General features: G+C 68.5%; 11 protein-coding genes and 3 rRNA genes. 11 read left to right on the top strand and 3 right to left on the bottom strand.

Annotated elements, in window-relative coordinates; all coding sequences use genetic code 11:
• The first annotated feature begins 2 nt into the window (after positions 1-2).
• From purN to CMN_RS12340, 8 genes are all read left to right on the top strand, one after another.
• Entirely contained in the window at positions 3-596 is a 594-nt protein-coding gene (gene purN, locus CMN_RS12375; RefSeq protein ID WP_041465566.1) for a phosphoribosylglycinamide formyltransferase, read from the top strand.
• A complete protein-coding gene (gene purH / locus CMN_RS12370) occupies positions 593-2,218 on the top strand; it encodes a bifunctional phosphoribosylaminoimidazolecarboxamide formyltransferase/IMP cyclohydrolase (RefSeq protein ID WP_015491139.1) in 1,626 nt (541 codons plus the stop codon). The genes purN and purH overlap by 4 nt, the downstream gene beginning before the upstream one ends.
• A gap of 578 nt (positions 2,219-2,796) precedes the next feature.
• Positions 2,797-4,317, top strand: a 16S ribosomal RNA gene (locus CMN_RS12365).
• Positions 4,318-4,742: 425 nt separating this feature from the next.
• Positions 4,743-7,862 (top strand): 23S ribosomal RNA (locus CMN_RS12360).
• Positions 7,863-7,979: 117 nt separating this feature from the next.
• Positions 7,980-8,096, top strand: a 5S ribosomal RNA gene (gene rrf / locus CMN_RS12355).
• Together the 16S, 23S and 5S rRNA genes form the textbook arrangement of a ribosomal RNA operon.
• Positions 8,097-8,388: 292 nt before the next feature.
• Positions 8,389-9,717 (top strand): dimethylargininase, encoded by a 1,329-nt coding sequence (gene ddaH / locus CMN_RS15445; RefSeq protein ID WP_269446368.1) that lies wholly within the window; start codon positions 8,389-8,391, stop codon positions 9,715-9,717.
• 687 nt (positions 9,718-10,404) lie between these two features.
• Positions 10,405-12,171, top strand: a complete 1,767-nt coding sequence (locus tag CMN_RS12345) for an ABC transporter ATP-binding protein (RefSeq protein WP_165583297.1) — start codon at positions 10,405-10,407, stop codon at positions 12,169-12,171.
• Entirely contained in the window at positions 12,168-13,976 is a 1,809-nt protein-coding gene (locus CMN_RS12340; protein ID WP_015491136.1) for an ABC transporter ATP-binding protein, read from the top strand. Before CMN_RS12345 ends, CMN_RS12340 begins: the two co-directional genes overlap by 4 nt.
• A 74-nt stretch (positions 13,977-14,050) precedes the next feature.
• Here CMN_RS12340 and CMN_RS12335 read toward each other — a convergent pair whose 3' ends face one another.
• The 3 genes from CMN_RS12335 to CMN_RS12325 form a co-directional block, all read right to left on the bottom strand.
• The gene (locus tag CMN_RS12335) at positions 14,051-14,488 is read right to left on the bottom strand and encodes a hypothetical protein (RefSeq protein ID WP_227077689.1); all 438 of its coding nucleotides are present in this window, start codon (positions 14,486-14,488) and stop codon (positions 14,051-14,053) included.
• 133 nt (positions 14,489-14,621) lie between these two features.
• Positions 14,622-14,942 carry an MGMT family protein gene (locus CMN_RS12330; protein ID WP_015491134.1) on the bottom strand — a complete coding sequence of 107 codons (321 nt, stop codon included), beginning with the start codon at positions 14,940-14,942 and terminating at the stop codon, positions 14,622-14,624.
• Positions 14,943-14,945: 3 nt separating this feature from the next.
• Positions 14,946-15,398 carry a GNAT family N-acetyltransferase gene (locus CMN_RS12325; protein ID WP_015491133.1) on the bottom strand — a complete coding sequence of 151 codons (453 nt, stop codon included), beginning with the start codon at positions 15,396-15,398 and terminating at the stop codon, positions 14,946-14,948.
• Positions 15,399-15,633: 235 nt separating this feature from the next.
• Here CMN_RS12325 and CMN_RS12320 point away from each other — a divergent pair, with 235 nt between their 5' ends.
• The 3 genes from CMN_RS12320 (at position 15,634) to CMN_RS12310 (ending at position 24,616) form a co-directional block, all read left to right on the top strand.
• The gene (locus CMN_RS12320; protein ID WP_015491132.1) at positions 15,634-16,848 is read left to right on the top strand and encodes an NADP-dependent isocitrate dehydrogenase; all 1,215 of its coding nucleotides are present in this window, start codon (positions 15,634-15,636) and stop codon (positions 16,846-16,848) included.
• 248 nt (positions 16,849-17,096) lie between these two features.
• Positions 17,097-20,693, top strand: coding sequence for a S8 family serine peptidase (locus tag CMN_RS12315; protein WP_015491131.1), 3,597 nt, complete (start codon positions 17,097-17,099; stop codon positions 20,691-20,693).
• A 308-nt stretch (positions 20,694-21,001) separates the two neighbouring features.
• Entirely contained in the window at positions 21,002-24,616 is a 3,615-nt protein-coding gene (locus CMN_RS12310) for a S8 family serine peptidase (RefSeq protein ID WP_015491130.1), read from the top strand.
• Positions 24,617-24,728: the final 112 nt, after the last annotated feature.

Raw genomic sequence — 24,728 nt, 5'->3', positions numbered from 1 at the left:
GCGTGCTCAACGTGGTCGTCCTCATCTCCGGCAGCGGGACCAACCTCCACGCCCTCCTCGAGGCGGCCGACCACGCGGACTACCCGGCTCGGGTGATCGCGGTCGGAGCCGATCGCGACGCCGACGGCCTCCTCTTCGCCGAGGAGCGCGGCATCCCCACCTTCACGGTCCCGTTCGCGAGCTTCCCCGACCGCGCGGCATGGGGGGACGAGCTCGCGGCGGCCATCGCGGGCTGGGAACCCGACCTCGTCGTCCTCAGCGGCTTCATGCGGCTCCTCCCGCCCCGCGCCGTCGCGGCGTTCGCGCCCCGAATCGTCAACACGCACCCGGCGTACCTGCCGGAGTTCCCGGGGGCCCACGCCGTCCGGGACGCCATCGCCGCCGGGGCCACGAGCTCCGGAGCGTCCATCATCGTCGTCGACACCGGGGTCGACACCGGGCCGGTGCTCGCGCAGGAGCGCGTGCCGGTGCGACCGGACGACACCGAGCACACCCTGCACGAGCGCATCAAGGTCGTGGAGCGCAGGCTCCTCGTCGACACGGTGCGCGCGATCTCCCTCGGCACCATCGACCTCAAGGAGCTGTCCCCGGCATGAGCGGTCCCCGTCACGACCCATCCCTGTTCCGCGATCGAGACGGCATCGAGGTGGCTCGCGCCCTCGTCTCCGTCAGCGACAAGACCGGGCTGCTCGAGCTGGCCCGGGTGCTCGCGGAGGCCGGGGTCGAGATCGTCTCCACCGGATCGACGGCCAGCACCATCGCCGAGGCGGGCTTCCCGGTCACGCAGGTGCAGGACGTGACGGGCTTCCCGGAGTCGCTCGACGGCCGCGTCAAGACGCTGCACCCCGCGGTGCACGCGGGCCTCCTCGCCGACCTCCGGCTCGAGTCGCACGAGGTGCAGCTCGCCGAGCTCGGCATCTCCCCGTTCCAGCTCGTGGTCGTGAACCTCTACCCGTTCGTCGAGACGGTCGCGTCGGGCGCCCCCGCGTCGGACGTGATCGAGCAGATCGACATCGGCGGGCCGGCGATGGTGCGCGCGTCCGCCAAGAACCACGCGAACGTGGCGATCGTCGTGTCCCCGTCGAGCTACGACGAGGTGATCCAGGCCGTGCGCGCCGGGGGGACCACCCTCGAGCTGCGGCGTCGCCTGGCGGCCGCGGCCTTCGCGCACACGGCCGACTACGACCGCGCCGTCGCGGACTACTTCCGGTCGACGGTCGTCGGCCCCGATGCGTCGGGGGAGCCCGGCACCGGGTGGCCCGCGAGCTGGGATGTCGGGGGCGAGCTCGCCCAGGTGCTCCGGTACGGCGAGAACTCCCACCAGGACGCGGCCCTCTACCGACGATCGGACGGCGCCGGCATCGCCCAGGCGGTGCAGCTCCACGGCAAGGAGATGTCCTACAACAACTTCGTCGACGCGGATGCAGCCGTCCGGGCCGCCTACGACTTCGCGGAGCCGGCGGTCGCCATCATCAAGCACGCGAACCCGTGCGGCATCGCCGTCGCTGCGCCCCGCGCGGTGGACGCGATCGCCGCCGCGCACCGCAGCGCGCACGACTGCGATCCCGTCTCGGCGTTCGGGGGAGTGATCGCGGCCAACCGCACCGTCACCCTGGGCATGGCCGAGATGGTGAAGGAGATCTTCACCGAGGTGCTCGTCGCTCCCGGGTTCGACGACGACGCGCTCACGCTGCTGAAGACGAAGAAGAACCTGCGCCTGCTCAAGCTCCCGGAGGGGTACCACCGCGAGGACCTCGAAGCCCGGCAGATCTCGGGCGGCCACCTCGTGCAGTCCGGGGACGTGTTCCCCGTGGACGGCACGCGCCTGTCGGCGTCGTGGACCCTCGCCACCGGGGACGCCGTCGACGAGCAGACGCTTGCGGACCTGGAGTTCGCGTGGAAGGCCTGCCGCGCGGTGAAGTCGAACGCGATCCTGCTCGCCCACCACGGTGCGTCCGTGGGGGTCGGCATGGGCCAGGTCAACCGGGTCGACTCCTGCCAGCTCGCCGTACAGCGCGCGGGAGACCGGGCGTCCGGATCGGTGGCCGCGTCCGACGCGTTCTTCCCGTTCGCCGACGGTCTCCAGGTACTGCTCGACGCCGGAGTCCGCGCGGTGGTCCAGCCCGGGGGATCCGTGCGCGACGAGGAGGTCGTCGAGGCCGCCCGCGCCGCCGGCGTCGCCATGTACTTCACGGGCGAGCGGCACTTCTTCCACTGATGCCCGCGGGCGGCGGTCCCACGGGGCCGCCGCCGCGCCGCCCGCGGGAGGCGGTTGCGACACGCCCGGGATGCGGGTTGTTTTGCGGGGGTGGGGTGGTCCGCGTAATGTCTCCTCTTGTCGCCGGAACGGGCGGGGAGCTGGAAGGCTTCCGGAGCTGTTCTGGTGGGTGATGATCCTGGTGAAACAGAAGTTGCCGTGGCCTTGAGGGTTGCGTGTTTACCATCAACTGAGCTAGGGTCTGATTCTGCTTCCGACGTGAGTGCTGGGCCTTCTGGTCTGGATCACTCCCACGGGGAGCGGTGGAGTGTGAGCTCCGATGGCTGGCTGTGATGGTCGGTGTCGGGAGCGTCCGTTCCTTGAGAACTCAACAGCGTGCACAATGTCAAATGCCAAATACCCGTTGCGGGTGTCCTTCGGATGCTCGTTTCGGATTCCTTTGGAATACATTTAAAACAAACAAGCAAGTCAGTAATGATTTGTTCTGTCGGTTTCAAACTTGCTGGTTCGTGTTCGATTCCCGTTCACGTCCGGCTTTAGATGTGCCGATCGCTTTCGGGTGGTCGTGCGTTTAAGCATTTATGGAGAGTTTGATCCTGGCTCAGGACGAACGCTGGCGGCGTGCTTAACACATGCAAGTCGAACGGTGATGTCAGAGCTTGCTCTGGCGGATCAGTGGCGAACGGGTGAGTAACACGTGAGTAACCTGCCCCCGACTCTGGGATAACTGCTAGAAATGGTAGCTAATACCGGATATGACGACTGGCCGCATGGTCTGGTCGTGGAAAGAATTTCGGTTGGGGATGGACTCGCGGCCTATCAGGTTGTTGGTGAGGTAATGGCTCACCAAGCCTACGACGGGTAGCCGGCCTGAGAGGGTGACCGGCCACACTGGGACTGAGACACGGCCCAGACTCCTACGGGAGGCAGCAGTGGGGAATATTGCACAATGGGCGCAAGCCTGATGCAGCAACGCCGCGTGAGGGATGACGGCCTTCGGGTTGTAAACCTCTTTTAGTAGGGAAGAAGCGAAAGTGACGGTACCTGCAGAAAAAGCACCGGCTAACTACGTGCCAGCAGCCGCGGTAATACGTAGGGTGCAAGCGTTGTCCGGAATTATTGGGCGTAAAGAGCTCGTAGGCGGTTTGTCGCGTCTGCTGTGAAATCCCGAGGCTCAACCTCGGGTCTGCAGTGGGTACGGGCAGACTAGAGTGCGGTAGGGGAGATTGGAATTCCTGGTGTAGCGGTGGAATGCGCAGATATCAGGAGGAACACCGATGGCGAAGGCAGATCTCTGGGCCGTAACTGACGCTGAGGAGCGAAAGCATGGGGAGCGAACAGGATTAGATACCCTGGTAGTCCATGCCGTAAACGTTGGGAACTAGATGTGGGGGCCATTCCACGGTCTCCGTGTCGCAGCTAACGCATTAAGTTCCCCGCCTGGGGAGTACGGCCGCAAGGCTAAAACTCAAAGGAATTGACGGGGGCCCGCACAAGCGGCGGAGCATGCGGATTAATTCGATGCAACGCGAAGAACCTTACCAAGGCTTGACATATACCGGAAACATGCAGAGATGTGTGCCCCGCAAGGTCGGTATACAGGTGGTGCATGGTTGTCGTCAGCTCGTGTCGTGAGATGTTGGGTTAAGTCCCGCAACGAGCGCAACCCTCGTTCTATGTTGCCAGCACGTCATGGTGGGAACTCATAGGAGACTGCCGGGGTCAACTCGGAGGAAGGTGGGGATGACGTCAAATCATCATGCCCCTTATGTCTTGGGCTTCACGCATGCTACAATGGCCGGTACAAAGGGCTGCGATACCGTAAGGTGGAGCGAATCCCAAAAAGCCGGTCTCAGTTCGGATTGAGGTCTGCAACTCGACCTCATGAAGTCGGAGTCGCTAGTAATCGCAGATCAGCAACGCTGCGGTGAATACGTTCCCGGGCCTTGTACACACCGCCCGTCAAGTCATGAAAGTCGGTAACACCCGAAGCCAGTGGCCTAACCGCAAGGGAGGAGCTGTCGAAGGTGGGATCGGTGATTAGGACTAAGTCGTAACAAGGTAGCCGTACCGGAAGGTGCGGCTGGATCACCTCCTTTCTAAGGAGCATGTGCACCTCTCCTCTGTATACAGGGAGATCACGGTGCCAAGTCACGCGTCAGGCGTATGTCCTGGTGGTGGCGCTCATGGGTGGAACATTGACATTGATGCCGGCTGATGTGTCGGGCTGCTAGTACGCCTCCTTGTGGGGTGGGAACGCGGTCTGGTGTGTCGAGGGCATGTTGCACGCTGTTGGGTCCTGAGGGACCGGGCCGCACCTTCGGGTGTGTCTGGTTTCTTGTCGGACCCTTTCCGTCGTCCTTTCGTGGATGGTGGTGGGGTACCGCCCGTATATTGAGAACTACACAGTGGACGCGAGCATCTTAGATTCACCGGTTTTCCGGTGGATCACAAAGATCTATTTATAGATCATTGGTCAATTCTGTCTCCTCTAGGGGAGGCGAAACGATTCAATCTCATGTGATTTCAAGATTCTAAGAGCAAACGGTGGATGCCTTGGCATCTGGAGCCGAAGAAGGACGTATAAATCTGCGATAAGCCTCGGGGAGCTGATAATAGAGCTGTGATCCGAGGATCTCCGAATGGGGAAACCCCGCCAGGCCCTTTGGGTGACCTGGTGACTCCCGCCTGAATATATAGGGTGGGTAGAGGGAACGTGGGGAAGTGAAACATCTCAGTACCCACAGGAAGAGAAAGCAAAAGCGATTCCGTTAGTAGTGGCGAGCGAAACCGGAAGAGGCCAAACCGATCATGTGTGATATCCGGTAGGAGTTGCATGGTCGGGGTTGCGGGACTTTCCGTACAGTTCTACCGAGCTGTGAGGGCAATGAGCGCGATATAGGCGAATGGTCTTGAAAGGCCAGTCATAGAGGGTGCGAACCCCGTAGTCGAAATGTCGTCGCCTGTCCGGAGAGTATCCCAAGTAGCACGGGGCCCGAGAAATCCCGTGTGAATCTGTCAGGACCACCTGATAAGCCTAAATACTCCCAGATGACCGATAGCGGACAAGTACCGTGAGGGAAAGGTGAAAAGTACCCCGGGAGGGGAGTGAAATAGTACCTGAAACCGTTTGCTTACAAACCGTTGGAGCACCCTTGTTGGTGTGACAGCGTGCCTTTTGAAGAATGAGCCTGCGAGTTAGTGATATGTGGCGAGGTTAACCCGTGAGGGGCAGCCGTAGCGAAAGCGAGTCTTAATAGGGCGTATGAGTCGCATGTTCTAGACCCGAAGCGAAGTGATCTATCCATGGCCAGGTTGAAGCGACGGTAAGACGTCGTGGAGGACCGAACCCACTTCAGTTGAAAATGGAGGGGATGAGCTGTGGATAGGGGTGAAAGGCCAATCAAACTTCGTGATAGCTGGTTCTCTCCGAAATGCATTTAGGTGCAGCGTTGCGTGTTTCTTGCCGGAGGTAGAGCTACTGGATGGACGATGGGCCCCAAAAGGTTACTGACTTCAGCCAAACTCCGAATGCCGGTAAGTGAGAGCGCAGCAGTGAGACGGTGGGGGATAAGCTTCATCGTCGAGAGGGAAACAACCCAGACCACCATCTAAGGTCCCTAAGCGCGTGCTAAGTGGGAAAGGATGTGGAGTTGCATAGACAACCAGGAGGTTGGCTTAGAAGCAGCCACCCTTGAAAGAGTGCGTAATAGCTCACTGGTCAAGTGATTCCGCGCCGACAATGTAACGGGGCTCAAGCACGCCACCGAAGTTGTGGCATTTATATTATAGGCAGGCCTTCGTGGTCCAGCCGTATGGATGGGTAGGAGAGCGTCGTGTGGCCAGCGAAGCGGCGGTGTGAACCAGCCGTGGAGGCCACACGAGTGAGAATGCAGGCATGAGTAGCGAAAGACGGGTGAGAAACCCGTCCTCCGAAAGACCAAGGGTTCCAGGGCCAGGCTAATCCGCCCTGGGTAAGTCGGGACCTAAGGCGAGGCCGACAGGCGTAGTCGATGGACAACGGGTTGATATTCCCGTACCGATGAAGAACCGCCCAAGACAAGCCAGTAATGCTAAGTGTCTGAATCCTTGATTCGATCCCTTCGGGGTGACGGTCTTGGCCTAGCACACGACCCTACGCTGGGGCGTTTAGCGTATTAACAGGTGTGACGCAGGAAGGTAGCTGAGCCGGGCGATGGTTGTCCCGGTCTAAGGATGTAGGGCAGAAGATAGGCAAATCCGTCTTCTATGTAGCCTGAGACCCGATGGGTAGTCCTCACGGACGAAATCAGTAATCCTATGCTGCCGAGAAAAGCATCGACGCGAGGTTCCAATCGCCCGTACCCCAAACCGACTCAGGTGGTCAGGTAGAGAATACTAAGGAGATCGAGAGAATCGTGGTTAAGGAACTCGGCAAAATGCCCCCGTAACTTCGGGAGAAGGGGGGCCTGAGGCGTGTAGGGATTTACTCCTGAAGCGTTTGAAGGCCGCAGAGACCAGTGGGAAGCGACTGTTTACTAAAAACACAGGTCCGTGCTAAGTCGCAAGACGATGTATACGGACTGACGCCTGCCCGGTGCTGGAAGGTTAAGAGGAACGGTTAGCACGTAAGTGCGAAGCTGAGAATTTAAGCCCCAGTAAACGGCGGTGGTAACTATAACCATCCTAAGGTAGCGAAATTCCTTGTCGGGTAAGTTCCGACCTGCACGAATGGCGTAACGACTTCCCAGCTGTCTCAACCGCGAACTCGGCGAAATTGCACTACGAGTAAAGATGCTCGTTACGCGCAGCAGGACGGAAAGACCCCGTGACCTTTACTACAGCTTGGTATTGGTGTTCGGTGTGGCTTGTGTAGGATAGGTGGGAGACTGTGAAGCTCGGACGCTAGTTCGGGTGGAGTCATTGTTGAAATACCACTCTGGTCACTCTGGATATCTAACTTCGAACCGTAATCCGGTTCAGGGACAGTGCCTGGTGGGTAGTTTAACTGGGGCGGTTGCCTCCTAAAGAGTAACGGAGGCGCCCAAAGGTTCCCTCAACCTGGTTGGTAATCAGGTGTCGAGTGTAAGTGCACAAGGGAGCTTGACTGTGAGACTGACAAGTCGAGCAGGGACGAAAGTCGGGACTAGTGATCCGGCAGTGGCTTGTGGAAGCGCTGTCGCTCAACGGATAAAAGGTACCTCGGGGATAACAGGCTGATCTTGCCCAAGAGTCCATATCGACGGCATGGTTTGGCACCTCGATGTCGGCTCGTCGCATCCTGGGGCTGGAGTAGGTCCCAAGGGTTGGGCTGTTCGCCCATTAAAGCGGTACGCGAGCTGGGTTTAGAACGTCGTGAGACAGTTCGGTCCCTATCCGCTGCGCGCGTAGGAAATTTGAGAAGATCTATCCCTAGTACGAGAGGACCGGGATGGACGAACCTCTGGTGTGTCAGTTGTTCCGCCAGGAGCACCGCTGATTAGCTACGTTCGGAACGGATAACCGCTGAAAGCATCTAAGCGGGAAGCCGGCTTCGAGATGAGATTTCCATCCCTTTCAGGGTGAAGGCTCCCGGCTAGACTACCGGGTTGATAGGCAGGATGTGGAAGCGAGGACTAAAGACTCGTGGAGCTGACCTGTACTAATAAGCCGATATTTTGAAAACACTTTGCTTGCGTCCACTATGTGGTTCCCGATATACGGTCGGCTACTAATTGAACAACCAGCTTGACTGGTCGATTCATCACAGATTTCATGCCCCTTCGGGGTGTGTGTGAGGTGTTTCGGCGGCCATAGCGAGAGGGAAACGCCCGGTCACATTCCGAACCCGGAAGCTAAGACTCTCAGCGCCGATGGTACTGCAGGGGGGACCCTGTGGGAGAGTAGGACACCGCCGGACTTAACTTGAGAATGATCGGGGAGGCCCGTCGCACATCGTGCGGCGGGCATTTCCGCGTCGACGGGCAGTGCGAGCGGCAGTGCGAGCGGAGGCGGGCGTGCCGACGACAGCCCCGCGACGCTCGCTGGCTCTGTGCACGCGAATCTCCGCGTCATCTTCGCTCCTGCCCCCGGAAGGCGGGCGCTCTCACGGCGGTCAGCGCTCACCGCCGTGCAGTTCCGCCGTCCATCGCTTTGTACCTGTCAGGCCCCTCACATGGCGGTCATAACAGGTGCCGTTATCGTCGTCGTTCGTGACCGAATCCCGCGAGAACGACCGCACGCCCGGCCAGCCCCGAGACCCCGCGGTGGGGGACGCTTCCAGCACTCCCGCGATCACGCGGAAGCCCGACGCGAGATCCGCGCGGGCGGGCGGCGGCGTCCCGCTCGGCAGAGCGTTGTCCGCCGCCCTCGTCTCCGCGGGCGTCTCCGCGATCCTCGGTCTCCTCTTCAGCGTCCTGACGCTCTTCAGCGCCAACCAGCCGGGCGCCGCCGTGTTGGTGACCCTGCTCGACTACTGGACCGTCCACACGCTCGTGGCGTTCGTGCTCCTCGCCGCCCTCGCGGGCGTCGGGATGCACCGCCGGCTGTGGACGTCGATCCTCGGCTCCGTCGTCGCTGCGGTCGCCGGCGCGCTGATCGGCAGCCTCGTCGGCGCCATGGGCCAGGGCGCCACCATCACCGGCGACATCGTCGGCCCGCTGCTGGAGACGCTCCTCGGCCTCAACCTCATGTTCGTGCTCGGGGTCTCGCTCGCGTCCGTCCTCCTGGGTCGACGTCTGTGGGTCCGGCTCGGGGGAACCGGGGGTGACGCGGTCGCCCGGGAGGGCGTCGCGCTCGTGCGCATCCCCTCCTCGCGGCTCGCGGAGGGCGAGGTGACGCACCTGGACCGCCGTCCCATCGACTCGGAGCTCGCGGACCAGCAGTGGGAGCGCTACGTGCTCGCGCTCGAGGAGGGCGGGTGGTCCACCCGCGAGGTGCCGCCGGCCGACGACCACCCCGACTCGGTCTTCGTGGAGGACGCGGTGCTGGTCCTCGGCACCACTGCCGTGCTGCTCACCTCCGGGGCCGACTCGCGCCGTGGTGAGCGCACCGGCGTGGAGCGGGCGCTCGAGGACCTGGACCTCGAGGTGACGTCGATCGACCTGCCCGCGACCATCGACGGGGGAGACGTGCTCGAGGTCGGGCGCACGCTCTACGTCGGGGCGAGCAGCCGGACCAACGCCGCGGGGATCCAGCGCCTGCGTGAGATCGCGGCGCCGCTCGGATACGCCGTGGTGGGCGTCCCGGTCACCAGGACCCTCCACCTCAAGTCCCAGGTCACCGCGCTGCCGGACGGCACCGTGATCGGGTACGAGCCGCTGGTCGACGAGACGCGTCTGTTCCCGTCGTTCCTCCCCGTGCCCGAGGCGGAGGGGACGGCCGTCGTCGCACTCGACGACGACACCCTCCTCCTCTCGGCCGCGGCACCCCGCACGGCCGACCTGCTCCGCAACCTGGGGTACGAGGTCGTCGCCGTGGACATCAGCGAGTTCGAGAAGCTCGAGGGCTGCGTCACCTGCCTGTCGGTGCGCATCGGCTGACCGCGATCGCCCGGGCGGCCGCATAGCCCGTCGGCCGCATATCCCGACGTCCGCGTCGCACGATCTGAGCCCGGCCCGCATCCTCGGATGCGGGCCGGGCTCTTGTGCGCGCGTCCCCCCCGTCCATATCCTGGAAGGCTGCCTGGAGCTGCCACTCACGTGGTCCGACGGTGTGGCCCACACGTGAATCGCATACGCAGCCAGGGAGGGTGTCATGACCACGACATCGACGACAGACGCACGCACGACCTCGAGCCCGATGGGCGCGCCGGCCGCTGCCGTGGCCCCGGCGTCCCGCGGCCCGCTCGGCTAGCTGCCGGTCCCACCCGACGCCCCGGCGTCGCGTGCGCGTCCGCCGATCTCCACGGTCGGGCCGGCCGCGCTGCCCCTCCTCCCGTAGCGTCGGCGTCTCGGCGCGGCGGCGGTCACGTGCCGCGGCTGCACGGATCCCGTGTCCACCCCACCGAACCCGCCCCGGTCGCCCGGCGGACCCCCGCTCGCTCCCCGAGATCCACCCGCCTCCGATCCTCCGCCGCACGCGTCCTGACGCGCGCGCCCTCCCCCACGTCCGGCCGCGCTTCGGACGACTACTAGAAGGAATGACACGTGTCCACCTCACCGCCCGCATCGCACGACCAGGCGCCGTCCGAGCGACACGGCCCCCGGCCCGGCACCGTCGCCGTGCTGATGCGGCTGCTGCCGTTCGCCCGGCCCGCCATGCCCAGCATCATCGCGGGCATGGTGGTGGCGCTCGTCGGCTCGCTGCTGTCGCTCGTCATCCCGCAGGTCCTCCGCGGGCTGGTCGACGGGCCGCTCGGCGACGGCGACTCCGCGGCCGTGGTGCCCGCGGTGCTGCTGATCCTCGGGCTCGGGATCCTCGAGGCCGCCATGATCGCCCTCCGCCGCTGGTTCGTGCTGAAGCCCGGCACGCTCATGGAGGCGGACATGCGGAACGCCTTCTACCGGAAGCTGCAGCGGCTCCCGGTCGCGTTCCACGACCGGTGGCAGAGCGGCCAGCTCCTGTCGCGCATGGTCAGCGACCTCAACCTCATCCGCCGCTGGATGGCGTTCGGCCTGGTGCTGTTCATCGTCAACATCCTGACGATCCTCGTGGGCATCGGGTTCCTGGTCTCTATCGACTGGCGACTGGGCCTCGGCTTCCTCGTCTGCTCCATCCCGCTCTGGGTCTACGGCTACCTCTTCGAGCAGAAGTACTCCTCGGTGGCGCGGCTCAGCCAGGACCAGTCCGGCGACCTCGCCACGAGCGTCGAGCAGTCCGTCCACGGGATCCGCGTGCTCAAGGCGTTCGGCCGCGGAAAGCACATGCACGACGCGTTCGCCGAGCAGGCGGAGGAGCTGCGCGGCACGGAGATCACGAAGGCGAAGGCCATCGCCGGCATCTGGCTCTGGCTGCTGCTGGTGCCGGACCTGACCTTCGCGCTGGCGTTGCTCGGCGGCGTGCTGCTCGCGGCGGGCGGGCAGATCTCGGTGGGCGACCTGGTGGCGTTCTTCGCGACCGCCGCGGTGCTGCGCTGGCCGATCGAGTCGGTGGGCTTCCTCCTGTCGATGACCTTCGACGCGCGCACGGCCATCGACCGCTACTTCGAGGTGATGGACGAGGACGACGTGATCACGGATCTCGCGACGCCCGTGCGCATCCAGGAGCCCCGCGGTCACCTCGTCTTCCGCGGCGCGCGCTTCCGCTACCAGGACGCCGTCGCGGGCCAGCCCGACCTGATCGACGGGGTCGACCTCGACCTCCAGCCGGGCGAGACCATGGCGCTCGTGGGCGTCACCGGCTGCGGCAAGTCCACGCTCACGGCGCTCACGACCCGGCTCTACGACGTGACGGGCGGCAGCATCGAGCTCGACGGCGTGGACATCCGCGACCTCGGGCTCGAGGAGCTCCGCCGCCGCATCGCCATGGCCTTCGAGGACGCGACGCTGTTCTCCTCGAGCGTCCGCGACAACGTGCTGCTCGGCCGGCCGGACCTCGCGGACGGCGGGCCCGAGGCGGACCGCGTGCTCCAGGAGGCGCTCGACATCGCGCAGGCCGGCTTCGTGCACGACCTGCCCGACGGCGTCGAGACGACCGTGGGCGAGGAGGGGCTGAGCCTCTCCGGCGGTCAGCGGCAGCGGCTCGCGCTCGCGCGGGCCGTGGCGGCGGCACCCGACGTGCTCGTCCTCGACGACCCGCTCTCGGCGCTCGACGTCGACACGGAGGCGCTCGTCGAGGCGGCGCTGCGCCGCGTGCTGGCCTCCACCACCGCGCTGATCGTGGCGCACCGCCCCTCGACCGTGATGCTCGCGGACCGGGTGGCGCTCATGCAGGACGGCCGCATCACCGCGGTCGGCCGGCACTCCGACCTGCTCGCCACGAGCGAGCACTACCGGTTCGTCATCTCGAGCCTGGACGTGGAAGGGAACACCGTGCGCGACGAGGCCTCAGCATGAGCGTCACCGGAGTCACCGGCGAGGAGAGGGACGACTTCTCCCGCGCCGAGAGCAAGCAGATCCGCCGTCGGTCGACCAGGCTGCTCGTCAGCACCGTCCAGCCGGTCAAGCGGACGCTGATCCTCACGGCCGCGACGATCCTCGTGGCCACGGCCGCGAACGTCGCCGGCCCCGCCCTCATCGGCATCGGCCTCGACCGTGCGCTGCCGTCGCTCGTGCGCACGGGCGATCCCACGCTGCTCGCGCTCGTCATCGGCGCGTACGTCCTGGTCGCGGTCACGGGCGCCGTGCTGGTGGCCAAGTACCAGGTCATGTCGGCCCGCATCGCGCAGGAGATCCTCATCGACCTCCGCAAGCGCATGTTCCTGCACACGCAGAAGCTGAGCCTGGAGTTCCACGAGACGTACACGTCCGGCCGGATCATCTCCCGCCAGACGAGCGACCTCGACTCGATCCGGGAGCTGCTGAACGGCGGCATCAACCAACTCGTGCAGGGCGCGCTCTACATGGCGTTCACCGCGATCGCGCTGTTCTCCTTCGACTGGGTGTCGGGCCTCGTGCTGCTCGCGGCGCTCGTGCCGCTGTTCTTCCTGAGCCTCTGGTTCGCCGTGAAGTCGCAGGCGCTGTTCCGCCAGACGCGCGTGAAGTCCGCGCGGCTGATCGTGCACTTCGTCGAGACCATGACGGGCATCCGCGCGGTGAAGGCCTTCCGCAAGGAGAAGCGCAACGCGGAGGAGTTCTCCGAGCACGTGGAGGGCTACCGCGACACCAACATGCGCGTGATCCAGGTGTTCGGCATCTTCGACCCGGGCCTCATCCTCATCGGCAACATCACGGTCGCCGTGGTGCTGCTGGTCGGCGGTCTGCGCGTCGCGGACGGGCAGCTCGGCATCGGCGCGCTGCTCGCGGTCGTGCTCTACACGCGCCAGTTCTTCGGGCCGGCGCAGGACATGGCGATGTTCTACAACAGCTACCAGTCCGCGTCGGCCGCGCTCGAGAAGGTCTCGGGCGTGCTCGAGGAGGAGCCGAGCGTGCCAGATCCCGTGCAGCCGGTCGACCTGTGGGAGTCCACGGGCCACGTCTCCTTCGAGGGCGTCGAGTTCGGCTACGGCAAGGGGAAGACGATCCTGCCGCGCTTCGACCTCGACATGCCGGCGGGGCAGACCATCGCGCTCGTCGGATCCACCGGCGCGGGCAAGACCACGCTCGCGAAGCTCATCTCGCGGTTCTACGACCCGTCCGACGGGCGCGTGGCGCTCGACGGGATCGACCTCCGCGACCTGCATCCGAAGGACCTGCGCCGCGCCATCGTGATGGTGACGCAGGAGGCGTACCTCTTCTCCGGGTCCGTGGCCGACAACATCGCGATCGGCAAGCCCGACGCGACCCGGGGCGAGATCCAGGCGGCGGCCGAGGCCGTGGGGGCGCACACGTTCATCGAGTCGCTGCCGGACGGGTACGACACGGACGTGAACAAGCGCGGCGGCCGGGTCTCGGCGGGGCAGCGCCAGCTGATCTCCTTCGCGCGGGCGTTCCTCGCGGACCCGGCGGTGCTGATCCTCGACGAGGCGACGAGCTCGCTCGACATCCCGAGCGAGCGGCTCGTGCAGCAGGGCCTCACGACGCTGCTCGCGGACCGCACGGCGATCATCATCGCCCACCGGCTCTCGACCGTCGCGATCGCGGACCGCGTGCTCGTCATGGAGCAGGGCCGCATCGTCGAGGACGGGACGCCGGACGCGCTCATCCAGGGCACGGGCCGCTTCTCGCAGCTGCACGCGGCCTGGCGGGAGTCGCTGGTCTAGCGCCGGCGCGTGGTCGCGGCCCGGGCGTCCCCATGGGGGGCACCCGGACCGCGTCGCCTCCGGGCCCCGCGCGATCAGAGGTCGAGCGCGGGGGATCCCTTCGGGAGCCACGCGTGCACGGCGTCGCCGTCCGCGGCGGCCAGCCAGCCGTCGCCGCACGTCATGGCCGCGGCGGGGGAGGGATCCGGCCACCAGGTGTCCTGCACGGCCGGCGCGGGAGCGTCGGCGGGTGCGGCGGCGCAGCCCATCCGGTCGGCCGGCGTCGCGGAGCGGAACTCGAGGATCGCGCCCTCGCCGCGGAGCGACGTCTTGATGCGGACGTCCGTCGCGTCCGCGGGGATCCACGCCGGGATCCGGCCGTCGGCGTCGGCCGCGGTGGCGTAGACGCGCGCGTCCGCCGGCGTGGTCATCCCGCCGACGGCGCTCGCCGCACCGCAGCCGGCGAGGGGCAGCGCGATCGCGATCGCGAGGGGAGCGGCGGCGAGGGCGCGGACGGACCGGGTGCGGGGCATGCTCCCAGTCCAGCGGAGCGGCGTGCTCCCCGCATCGGCCGCGAGGCCCCGACCGTGGTCCCGGAGCATGACCCGTGCTCGGCCGCCAGGCGGACGGCGGTCGGCGGACTGCCGGTGGTCGTGCGTCAGCGGATCACGGGAACCAGCGGGCCGCCGTGAGGTCGACGCGGTAGCCCGCGTCCGTCGGGGCCTCGAGGAGCGGCGTGCCCTCGGCCTCGTAGCGGGAGCGCGCCTCGCGGGCGAGCCCGGTCGGCGGGTGCCCGCCCGCCCGGAGCACGCGCCACCAGGGCAGCCCCGCGCCGTGGTAGTGCAGCACCATGCCCACCGCCCGGGCGCCGCGGCGGCCGAACACGGCGGCGACGTCGCCGTAGGTCATGACGCGACCCGAGGGGATCTCGGCGACGACCTCGAGCACCCGGTCGGTGTACTCGCCCGGGGTGGCGAAGACGGCCACGCGCTAGAGCGCCAGGGCGCCGATGGCCTCGCCGTACTGGGTCTCGCCGATGACCTCGAAGCCGACGTGGGTGAAGAACTCCTCCGGGCCGTCCTCGCCCGGCTCCCACACGACCGTGAGGCGGTCGAAGCCGCGCGAGCGCGCCTCGTCCGCGAGCGCGAGGACCGCGAACCGGCCCACGCCGTGGCCCTGCGCGTCGGCGTCGACGTTGATGCGCCAGATGCAGCTGCGGAAGATCTCCTCGTGGGCCTCGGGGTCGAAGTTGCCCATGATGAACCCGACGACCTCGCCGTCCTCCACGACCACGCGCGGCCAGGCGGTGGTGGGATTGACGTAGGCCTCGGCGATGGAGTGCGACACGGGGGCGACGTAGTTCTCCTGCCCCGGCTTGAGCGTCAGCGTGTTGGCCGCCACGATCGTGCGGGCGCTCAGCTCTTCGAGGGTCATGTCGCTCATGGGCACAGGGTATCGGGCGGGCCTCCGTCGGGCCAGGTGCCGCAGGCCCGGTCAGGATGCCGGGCCGGGAGGCGGCGCCCGGGCGCGGATCCGGCCCTGACCCGCCGATGTCTCGATGTCGAGAGAGCGGGGCCGCCGGGTAGGCTGGCCCACGGATCCACCGGCGACGAGCCGGACCCGGCGCGCGCCGACGGAGACGCGCACGGAGGCGACCGACGAGCATGAGGAGGACTTCGTGGAGAAGATCAAGGTAGAGGGGACCGTCGTCGAGCTCGACGGCGACGAGATGACGCGCATCATCTGGCAGTCCATCAAGGACACGCTCATCCACCCGTACCTCGACATCGACCTCGAGTACTACGACCTGGGCATCGAGAAGCGCGACGAGACCGACGACCAGATCACGATCGACGCGGCCAACGCCATCAAGAAGCACGGCGTCGGCGTCAAGTGCGCGACGATCACGCCCGACGAGGCGCGCGTCGAGGAGTTCGGCCTGAAGAGGATGTGGCGCTCGCCGAACGGCACCATCCGCAACATCCTGGGCGGCACGATCTTCCGCGAGCCCATCATCATCAGCAACATCCCGCGCCTCGTGCCCGGCTGGAACAAGCCGATCATCGTCGGCCGCCACGCGTTCGGCGACCAGTACCGCGCCACCGACTTCCGCTTCGAGGGCGAGGGCACGCTCACGATGACCTTCACGCCGAAGGACGGCTCCGAGCCGCAGCAGTTCGAGGTGTTCCAGAGCCCCGGATCCGGCGTCGCGATGGGCATGTACAACCTCGACGACTCGATCCGCGACTTCGCGCGCGCGTCGCTCTCGTACGGCCTCGCCCGCAACTACCCCGTCTACCTCTCCACCAAGAACACGATCCTCAAGGCCTACGACGGCCGTTTCAAGGACCTGTTCCAGGAGGTCTTCGAGGCCGAGTACAAGGAGCAGTTCGACGCCGCCGGCCTCACGTACGAGCACCGGCTCATCGACGACATGGTCGCCGCCTCGCTCAAGTGGGAGGGCGGCTACGTCTGGGCGTGCAAGAACTACGACGGGGACGTGCAGTCCGACACCGTCGCGCAGGGCTTCGGCTCGCTCGGCCTCATGACGAGCGTGCTCACCACGCCCGACGGCAAGGTCGTCGAGGCGGAGGCCGCGCACGGCACCGTCACGCGCCACTACCGCCAGCACCAGCAGGGCAAGCCCACCTCGACGAACCCCATCGCGTCCATCTACGCCTGGACCCGGGGTCTCGCGCACCGCGCCAAGCTCGACGGCAACGACGCGCTGAGGACGTTCGCGGACACCCTCGAGGACGTCGTCATCACGACGGTCGAGAGCGGCAAGATGACGAAGGACCTCGCGCTCCTCGTCGGCCCGGACCAGCCGTACCAGACGACCGAGGAGTTCCTCGCGTCGCTCGCGGAGAACCTGCAGACGCGCCTGGCCTGATCCCGCGGGCGTCGACCCGACGCCGCCGCACGCCGAGAGGCCCCGCACCCGTTCCAGGGGCGGGGCCTCTCGCATGCTCGCATGAACCTCACGTGTGCAGAGGGTCAACGGGGGCCGTGGATTCCTCCCTACGGTTCTCGCCATCGCGTCGACGACGTGACACCGCGACGGGGGCCCGTGCCGTCCTGCGCATGTCGGGCTCCGCGGATCCACGAGCCGGCCGACGCCGGCGACAGGAGGGAACAGCCATGCCCATCCACCGAGACCCGCTCCGGCCCGATCGGAGGCGGCGCCTGCGCGCGGGCCGTCCGCTCGCCGCCTGCGTCGTCGCTTTGGCGCTCGTGGCCGCGGGGAGCACCGCGGCCGGCGCCGCCGTCCTCCCGCAGGCCGCCGTGCCGCTCGACGCCACCGACGGCCACTACCTCGTCACGCTCAGGGACCAGCCCGCGGCGACCTACGACGGGACCCTCGATGGGCTCGCCCGCACGAAGGTCGACGCCGGGGCGCGCCTCGACGCGCAGTCGGACGCCGTCCAGCGCTACGCCGACCACCTCGCGAAGGCCCAGCACAGCGTCGCCGACTCGATCGGCGTGACGCCCACGCACGAGTACTCCCTCACGACGAACGGGTTCTCGGCCTCGCTCACCGCCGCCCAGGTGAAGGCCCTCGCGCACGACGCCGACGTGCTGAGCGTCGAGCCCGACCAGACCATGCACACGCAGTCGAACCCCGACTCGCGCTTCCTCGGGCTCGAGGGGCGCGGGGGGCTCTGGGACGCGGTGGGCGGATCCGACCACGCGGGCGCGGGCACGGTCATCGCCGACCTCGACACGGGCATCGCCCCGGACAACCCGTCGTTCGCGGGATCCCCGCTCGGGTCCGCACCCGGGAGCGAGCCCTACCTCGACGGCTCGGGCATCGCGTTCCGCAAGGGCGACGGGAGCGTCTTCCACGGGAAGTGCGAGACCGGGGACGGCTTCGCCGCGTCCGACTGCTCGACGAAGATCGTCGGGGCACGCTCCTTCATCGCCGGGTGGGACGCGGCGGGCAGCCCGCTGGGGTCGCAGGAGAAGCGGTCGCCCCTCGACACCGAGGGACACGGATCGCACACGGCCAGCACGGCCGCGGGCGACGCGGGCGTGACGGCGCAGATCCAGGGCCACCCCCTGGACGCCATCGCCGGCGTGGCTCCCGCCGCCAGGATCGCCGCCTACAAGGTGTGCTGGTCGGGACCCGATCCCACCGTCGAGACGGACGACGGCTGCCAGCTCTCGGACATCGTCGCGGGGATCGAGCAGGCGACGGCCGACGGCGTCGACGTCATCAACATGTCGCTGGGCGGGACCGGACAGTCCGCCGACGAGGAGCAGCGCGCTCTGCTCGGGGCGGCGTCCGCGGGCATCTTCGTCGCCGCGTCCGCCGGGAACAGCGGCCCCGGCGCGGGCTCCGTGACGAACCTGGAGCCGTGGGTCACCACGGTCGCCGCGAGCAGCGTCCCCGACAACTACTCGGCGACGCTGACGCTCGGCACCGGCGAGAAGCTCCTGGCGGCGTCGATCACGGTGCGCACGCCCGTCTCCGGCCCGCTGGTCCGCGGCGCGGACGTCGGCGTCGCGGGTGCCGACAAGCCCGAGCTGTGCGGCAAGGGCACGCTCGATCCGGCCAAGGTGAAGGGCCGCATCGTGCAGTGCGACCGCGGGGTCTCGGCCCGCGTCGACAAGAGCGCCGAGGTGCTGCGCGCCGGGGGGATCGGGATGGTCCTCACGAACGTGAACGCGAACTCGCAGGACCTCGACGCCCACACCGTGCCGACCGCGCACGTCGACGTGGACGCCCGGCCAGCGATCGTCGCGTACGCCGCCAAGGCCGGCGCCACGGCGACGCTGACCCCGGGGAACACCACCGGAGTCCGCACGCCGGCGCCCCAGGTCGCGGGGTTCAGCTCCCGCGGGCCCGACACCGCGGACGGCGCCGACATCATCAAGCCCGACCTCACGGCGCCGGGCGTCGACATCCCCGCCGCATACGCGGACATCGACGGGAAGCCGGGCTTCGCCGTCGAGTCGGGGACCTCGATGTCCTCCCCGCACATCGCCGGCTTCGCGCTCGTCTACCTCGGGGTGAACCCGAAGGCGACGCCGTCGGAGATCAAGTCCGCGATGATGACGACCGCGACGGACACCCTCGACGCGCAGGGGAAGGCCACCGCGGATCCCTTCGCCCAGGGAGCCGGGCAGATCGCGCCGGCGCGCTACCTGCACCCGGGCCTCGTGTACCGGAGCGGCCCGAAGGACTGGGCGGGGTACGCCGCCCAGACCGGGCTCGACCTGCCGCATCCCGCGGCGGCCGTGCCGGTGTCGCAGCTGAACCTGCCGAGCATCGCGGTCGGGAAGCTCATCGGCAGCTCGACCGTCACCCGCAGCGTCACCTCGCAGGCCGCGGGCACCTGGACCGCGTCCGTCCAGGGCGTGGCCGGGGCCGACGTCACGGTCAGCCCGGCGAAGCTCACCTTCACGGCGCCGGGACAGACGAAGTCCTTCCGGGTGCGCATCACGGCGAAGGCCGGAGCGGCCACCGGTGCCTGGACGACAGGGTCGCTCACGTGGACGGGTCCGGGCGGCACCGTCCGCAGCCCCGTCGCGGTGCGTCCGCAGGAGCTCGACGCGCCGACGTCGGTCACGGGCAGCGGGACCGCCGGCAAGGTGGCCGTGCCCGTGACCTCGGGTGTCACCGGGCGGATCGGGCTCACCGCCTCCGGGCTCGCACCCGGGAAGGTGCTCCACGACGCGTCCGGATCGCCGACGGGACCGAGCGGGTCCCTGGCGGTGGGCGAGCAGTTCGAGATCCCGCTGACGGTCGCCGCGGGCGAGAAGACGCTGGTGCTCGACGCGATCCCGCGCGACGGCGCCTCGGCCCTGTCCATGCAGCTGGAGCGCGTCGAGGCGGACGGCACGAGGACGGTGGTGGACACGGAGGTCACCTCCTCGCCGTCCGAGCGCGTCGTGGTGACGGCGCCCCCGGCCGGGTCGTACGTCATCGGGGTGGAGGCCGAGACGGTCGCGGGCTCCGCCGCGAAGGCCGACGTCGACCTGACCCGCTTCGACGTCAGGGCCTCGGGCGGGCAGGGGTCCTTCGCGGTGACCCCGGCGCAGCTCCCGGTGGCCCAGGGCCGGAAGGCGACGTACACCGCGTCGTGGTCCGGGCTCGCCGCGGGATCCCGATACCTCGGGCTCGTGTCGTACTCCGGATCCGGCGCCACCACGCTGGTCGACGTCACGACGTTGGCCGCCGCGGCCGCACCCGTGGCGAGCGCGCCGCCCGCCATCGCCGGCACGCCCGACGTCGGGCAGACGCTGACGGCGTCGACCGGCACGTGGACCCCGGCGGGCGTCACGCTCGTCACGCAGTGGCTGTCGAACGGCACGCCGATCGCCGGGGCGACGGGATCCACGTTCCGCGTGACCCCCGCGGTCGCGGGCTCGGCGCTCGCCGTCCAGGTGACGGCCACCGCGTCGGACGGGCAGACGGGGGTCGCCACGAGCCCGACCATCACCGCGCGGGACGTCGCGACGGTGCACCTGCAGGCGACGCAACCGCGGGGTGCGGCGAGCGGCACCGTGCACGTGCAGGTGTCGGTGACCTCGGCCGCGGAGCAGGCCGCCACGGGCGTGGTGCGCGTGACCGTCGACGGCGTGGAGCACGACGTGCCCCTCGACGGCTCCGGGAACGGGTGCACGGACCTCACCGGCATCGCACCGGGGACGCGCACGGTGCAGGCCTCCTACGCGGGCGACCACCTCGTCGGCGGGGGCACGAGCCGCGCGCAGAGGATCGTCGTGCGCTGATCGTCGCGAGAGGCGAGCGGAGGGCGGGTGCCGGCTGGCACCCGCCCTCCGTCGTGCGCGCGGCACCCCGCCCGTACACGAGAGGGAACGGTGGTTCCTGAAAGGCAGCCACTCTGCAGGGGATCGCCATCCGGCTCCGGCGACGCGCGATCGGGCGAGAGCGCCGTCATGACGGGCTTCTGGGGCGGTGGGCAACTGTTACACGGCGGTAACACCCGGCCGGTCTCAGGGTGAATACCCGGGGTATGTTGAGGATTCGCGCGTGTCGCACGGGGTACGCGCTGGCCACTCATCCCCTCTCGAAGGACGTGTTCGTGATCCCACGCTCCCCCCGGCTCCGCTCGGAGTCCGACCGCGCATCATCCCTGCGCAGGGCGACGGCCTCCGTCGCCGCCACCGCCCTCGTCGCCGCCGGCCTCGTCACGTTCGGAGCGGGCGGCGCTTTCGCCGCCTCGGCCCCGCACGTCGCGACGCCGGCGTCCGACCTGCAGGACGGCCGCTACATCGTGACCCTCGCCGACGAGGCCGCAGTGACCTATCAGGGCGGGGTCTCCGGACTCCCCGCCACCGAGGCCCGCCCGGGCACGCAGCTCGACGCGCGGTCCGCTCCCGTCTCGGAGTACACGGACTACCTCGAGGGCCAGCAGGAGGATGTCGCCGCCAGCGTCGGCGCCGACATCGACTACTCGTACTCCCTCACGGTCAACGGCTTCTCGGCCGACCTCACCGCCGAGCAGGCGTCGGCGCTCACGAGCGACCGGAAGGTCCTGAGCGTCGAGCCCGACCGGATCTACCACCCCACCTCCACCCCCGCGGCCGACTTCCTCGGGCTCACCGGCCCGGACGGCGTCTGGGCGAAGACGGGCGGCCAGGAGGACGCGGGCGAGGGCGCCGTCATCGGCGTCATCGACACGGGCATCGCGCCCGAGAACCCGTCCTTCGCGGGCGAGCCGCTCGGGACCGCGGCGGGCGACGAGCCCTACCGGGACGGATCGACGATCCGCTTCGACAAGGGCGACGGCACGCAGTTCACCGGCGTCTGCCAGACCGGCGAGCAGTTCACCGCGGACGACTGCAGCACCAAGATCGTCGGCGCCCGCTACTTCGTGGACGGCTTCGGCAAGGCGAACATCGGGAACGCGAGCACGGGCGAGTACGTCTCCCCGCGCGACGGCGACGGACACGGCTCGCACACCGCGTCCACCGCGGCGGGCGAGGCCGGCGTGGAGGCCACCATCGACGGCAACCCGCTCGGCGAGATCTCGGGCGTCGCGCCCGCGTCCAAGATCGCCGCGTACAAGGTCTGCTGGTCGGGCCCCGACGGCTCCGTGCAGACCGACGACGGCTGCGCGGGTGCCGACCTCGTCGCCGCCATCGAGCAGGCGACCGAGGACGGCGTCGACGTCATCAACTACTCCATCGGCGGCGGATCCGCGGAGACCACGTTCTCCGCGACCGACGCGGCGTTCCTCGGTGCCGCCAGCGCGGGCATCTTCGTCTCCGCCTCCGCGGGCAACTCCGGCCCCGGCGCCTCCACGCTCGACAACGCGTCGCCGTGGATCACCACGGTCGGCGCGAGCACGGTCGCCGGCAACTTCGAGGCCACCGCGAAGCTCGGCGACGGGCAGCAGTTCGCGGGCTCGTCCATCACCGTCACCGAGCCGGTCTCGGGCGCGTTCGTCACGGCGGCCTCCGTCGCCGTGGCCGGTGCGGTCACGCCGGCCCTCTGCGGGCCCGGCGTGCTGGATCCCGCGAAGACCGCGGGGAAGATCGTCCTGTGCGAGCGCGGCACGTTCGACCGGGTCGCGAAGTCGGCCGAGGTCGAGCGCGCGGGCGGCATCGGCATGGTCCTCGTGAACCCGACGCCCAACTCGATCGACGCCGACACGCACTCCGTGCCGACCGTCCACCTCGACGCGGACGTCTACGCCGCGGTCTCCGCGTACGCGGCCACGCCCGGCGCGACCGTCACGCTGGTGCCCGACAACACGACGGGCGTCTCCGCCCCGACCCCGCAGGTCGCCGGCTTCAGCTCGCGCGGCCCGGTGCTCGCGGACGGCAGCGACATCCTGAAGCCCGACGTCACGGCGCCCGGCGTCTCGATCATCGCGGCGACGAACAACGCCGAGGGCGGCGAGCCGACCTTCGCGCTCCTGTCCGGCACCTCGATGGCGGCCCCGCACGTGGCCGGCCTCGCGCTGCTGTACCTCGGCGAGAAGCCGAAGGCGACGCCCGCCGAGATCAAGTCGGCCCTCATGACCACCGCGTACGACACGGTGGACGCGGACGGCGCGAAGGTCACGGATCCGTTCACCCAGGGCGCCGGTCACGTCGACCCGCGCCGCTACCTCGACCCCGGCCTGCTCTACCTCAACGACCGCAGCGACTGGGGCGCGTACCTCGTGGCCCTCGGCTACGCGACGGGCGTCGACCCCGTCGACCCCTCCGAGCTGAACCTGGCGAGCATCGCGATCGGCACCCTCACGGGCTCCGAGACAGTGACGCGCGAGGTCACCTCCACGGGCCCCGGCACCTACACGGCCAGCGTGCAGGGCCTGGCCGGAGTGCGGGCGGACGTGTCGCCCTCCACGCTCGAGTTCACCGAGGCGGGTCAGACCAAGTCGTTCGAGGTCGCGTTCACGCGCACCACGGCGACCGTCGACGAGTACGCCACGGGCTCGCTCACCTGGACGAGCGCCGACCACGTCGTGCGCAGCCCCGTCGCCGTCAACCCCGTCTCCATCGCGGCCCCGGCCGAGGTGCAGGGCACCGGGATCGACGGATCCGTGGACGTCACGGTGACGCCCGGCACCACCGGGCCCATCGCGCTCACCGCCGAGGGCCTCGCCCGCGGCGTCGTGATCCCGGACCCGAAGGACGCCTCGTCGCCGTACACCGGCTCCGGCCCCGCGAAGGCGAAGGCGACCTACACGGTCACCGTGCCGGAGGGGCAGCTGGCCACGCGGATCGACCTCGACTCCGCGGACGACGCCGCCGACCTCGACCTCACGGTGACGCACGTCGCCGACGGGAGGACGACGACGTACACGTCGGCCACCGCGTCGGCCGACGAGTCCGTGACCATCGAGACGCCGGATCCCGGCGCCTACGTGGTCACGGTCGACGTGTTCTCGATCCCGGCGGGCGCGACCACGGCGGCGTACACGGTCACGCACTTCGACCTGTCCACGACGACGGACGAGGGCGCCTTCACGGTGTCCCCGAACCCGATCGACGCGGTGCAGAGCCGGCCGGCCACCTACACCGCCTCGTGGAGCGACCTCGAGCCCGAGACCGCGTACCTGGGCCGCGTGGCCTACTCGGGTTCCGCGTCCACGACCTACGTCCGCGTCGAGTCCGGCGCCATCCCGGCGCCCGCGGCCACCGCGCCGCCCGTGATCACCGGGACGCCCGTGGCCGGCCAGACGCTCACGGCGTCGCCCGGCACGTGGGACCAGGAGGGCCTGAAGTACTCCTACCAGTGGTTCGCGGACGGCAAGGCGCTCCCCGGCCAGACGCGCGCGACCTACAAGGTCTCGCCGTCGGTCGCGGGCAAGGCGATCACCGTCGTCGTGACGGCGAAGCCGACCGAGGGCCCCACGGGCACCGCGACGAGCGAGCCCGTCGTGATCAAGCTGGCCAGCACGATCACGGTGAGCGTGAAGCCCGCCGTGCTGACCAGCGCGCAGAAGGCCGTCGTCACGGTGAAGGTCGACAGCGCGGCGAAGGCGGCGCCCACGGGCACCGTCACCGTCAAGGTCGGCGCCGACTCGTTCGAGGTCACGCTGGATGCGTCCGGCACCGGACGCGTCGAGCTGCCGGCGTACGCGAAGGGCCGCTACGCGGTCACCGCGACGTACGCGGGCGACACGGCGAACGCAGCCAAGACCAGCGCGCCGAAGTACCTCTACGTGAGCCGCTGATCCGGTTGACGTACCGGACGACCGCGGAGGGGCGGGTGCCGGCAGGCACCCGCCCCTCTCGGCGTCCGTGCCCGGCGCGGTCGGCGGTCGCGCGCCGGCGCCGGGCGTCCCG

This window comes from Clavibacter nebraskensis NCPPB 2581 (assembly GCF_000355695.1).
Taxonomy (GTDB): domain Bacteria; phylum Actinomycetota; class Actinomycetes; order Actinomycetales; family Microbacteriaceae; genus Clavibacter; species Clavibacter nebraskensis.
Note: the sequence above shows the minus strand (reverse complement) of the source record. Positions and strands in the feature narration are given on the sequence as shown.

Coding starts and splice junctions, on each gene's coding strand:
- CMN_RS12325 (WP_015491133.1), bottom strand. CDS start 15,398: ATGAGCGACATGACCCTCGAAGAGCTGAGCGCCCGCACGATCGTGGCG.
- purH (WP_015491139.1), top strand. CDS start 593: ATGAGCGGTCCCCGTCACGACCCATCCCTGTTCCGCGATCGAGACGGC.
- CMN_RS12315 (WP_015491131.1), top strand. CDS start 17,097: ATGCCCATCCACCGAGACCCGCTCCGGCCCGATCGGAGGCGGCGCCTG.
- CMN_RS12340 (WP_015491136.1), top strand. CDS start 12,168: ATGAGCGTCACCGGAGTCACCGGCGAGGAGAGGGACGACTTCTCCCGC.
- CMN_RS12335 (WP_227077689.1), bottom strand. CDS start 14,488: ATGCCCCGCACCCGGTCCGTCCGCGCCCTCGCCGCCGCTCCCCTCGCG.
- CMN_RS12345 (WP_165583297.1), top strand. CDS start 10,405: ATGCGGCTGCTGCCGTTCGCCCGGCCCGCCATGCCCAGCATCATCGCG.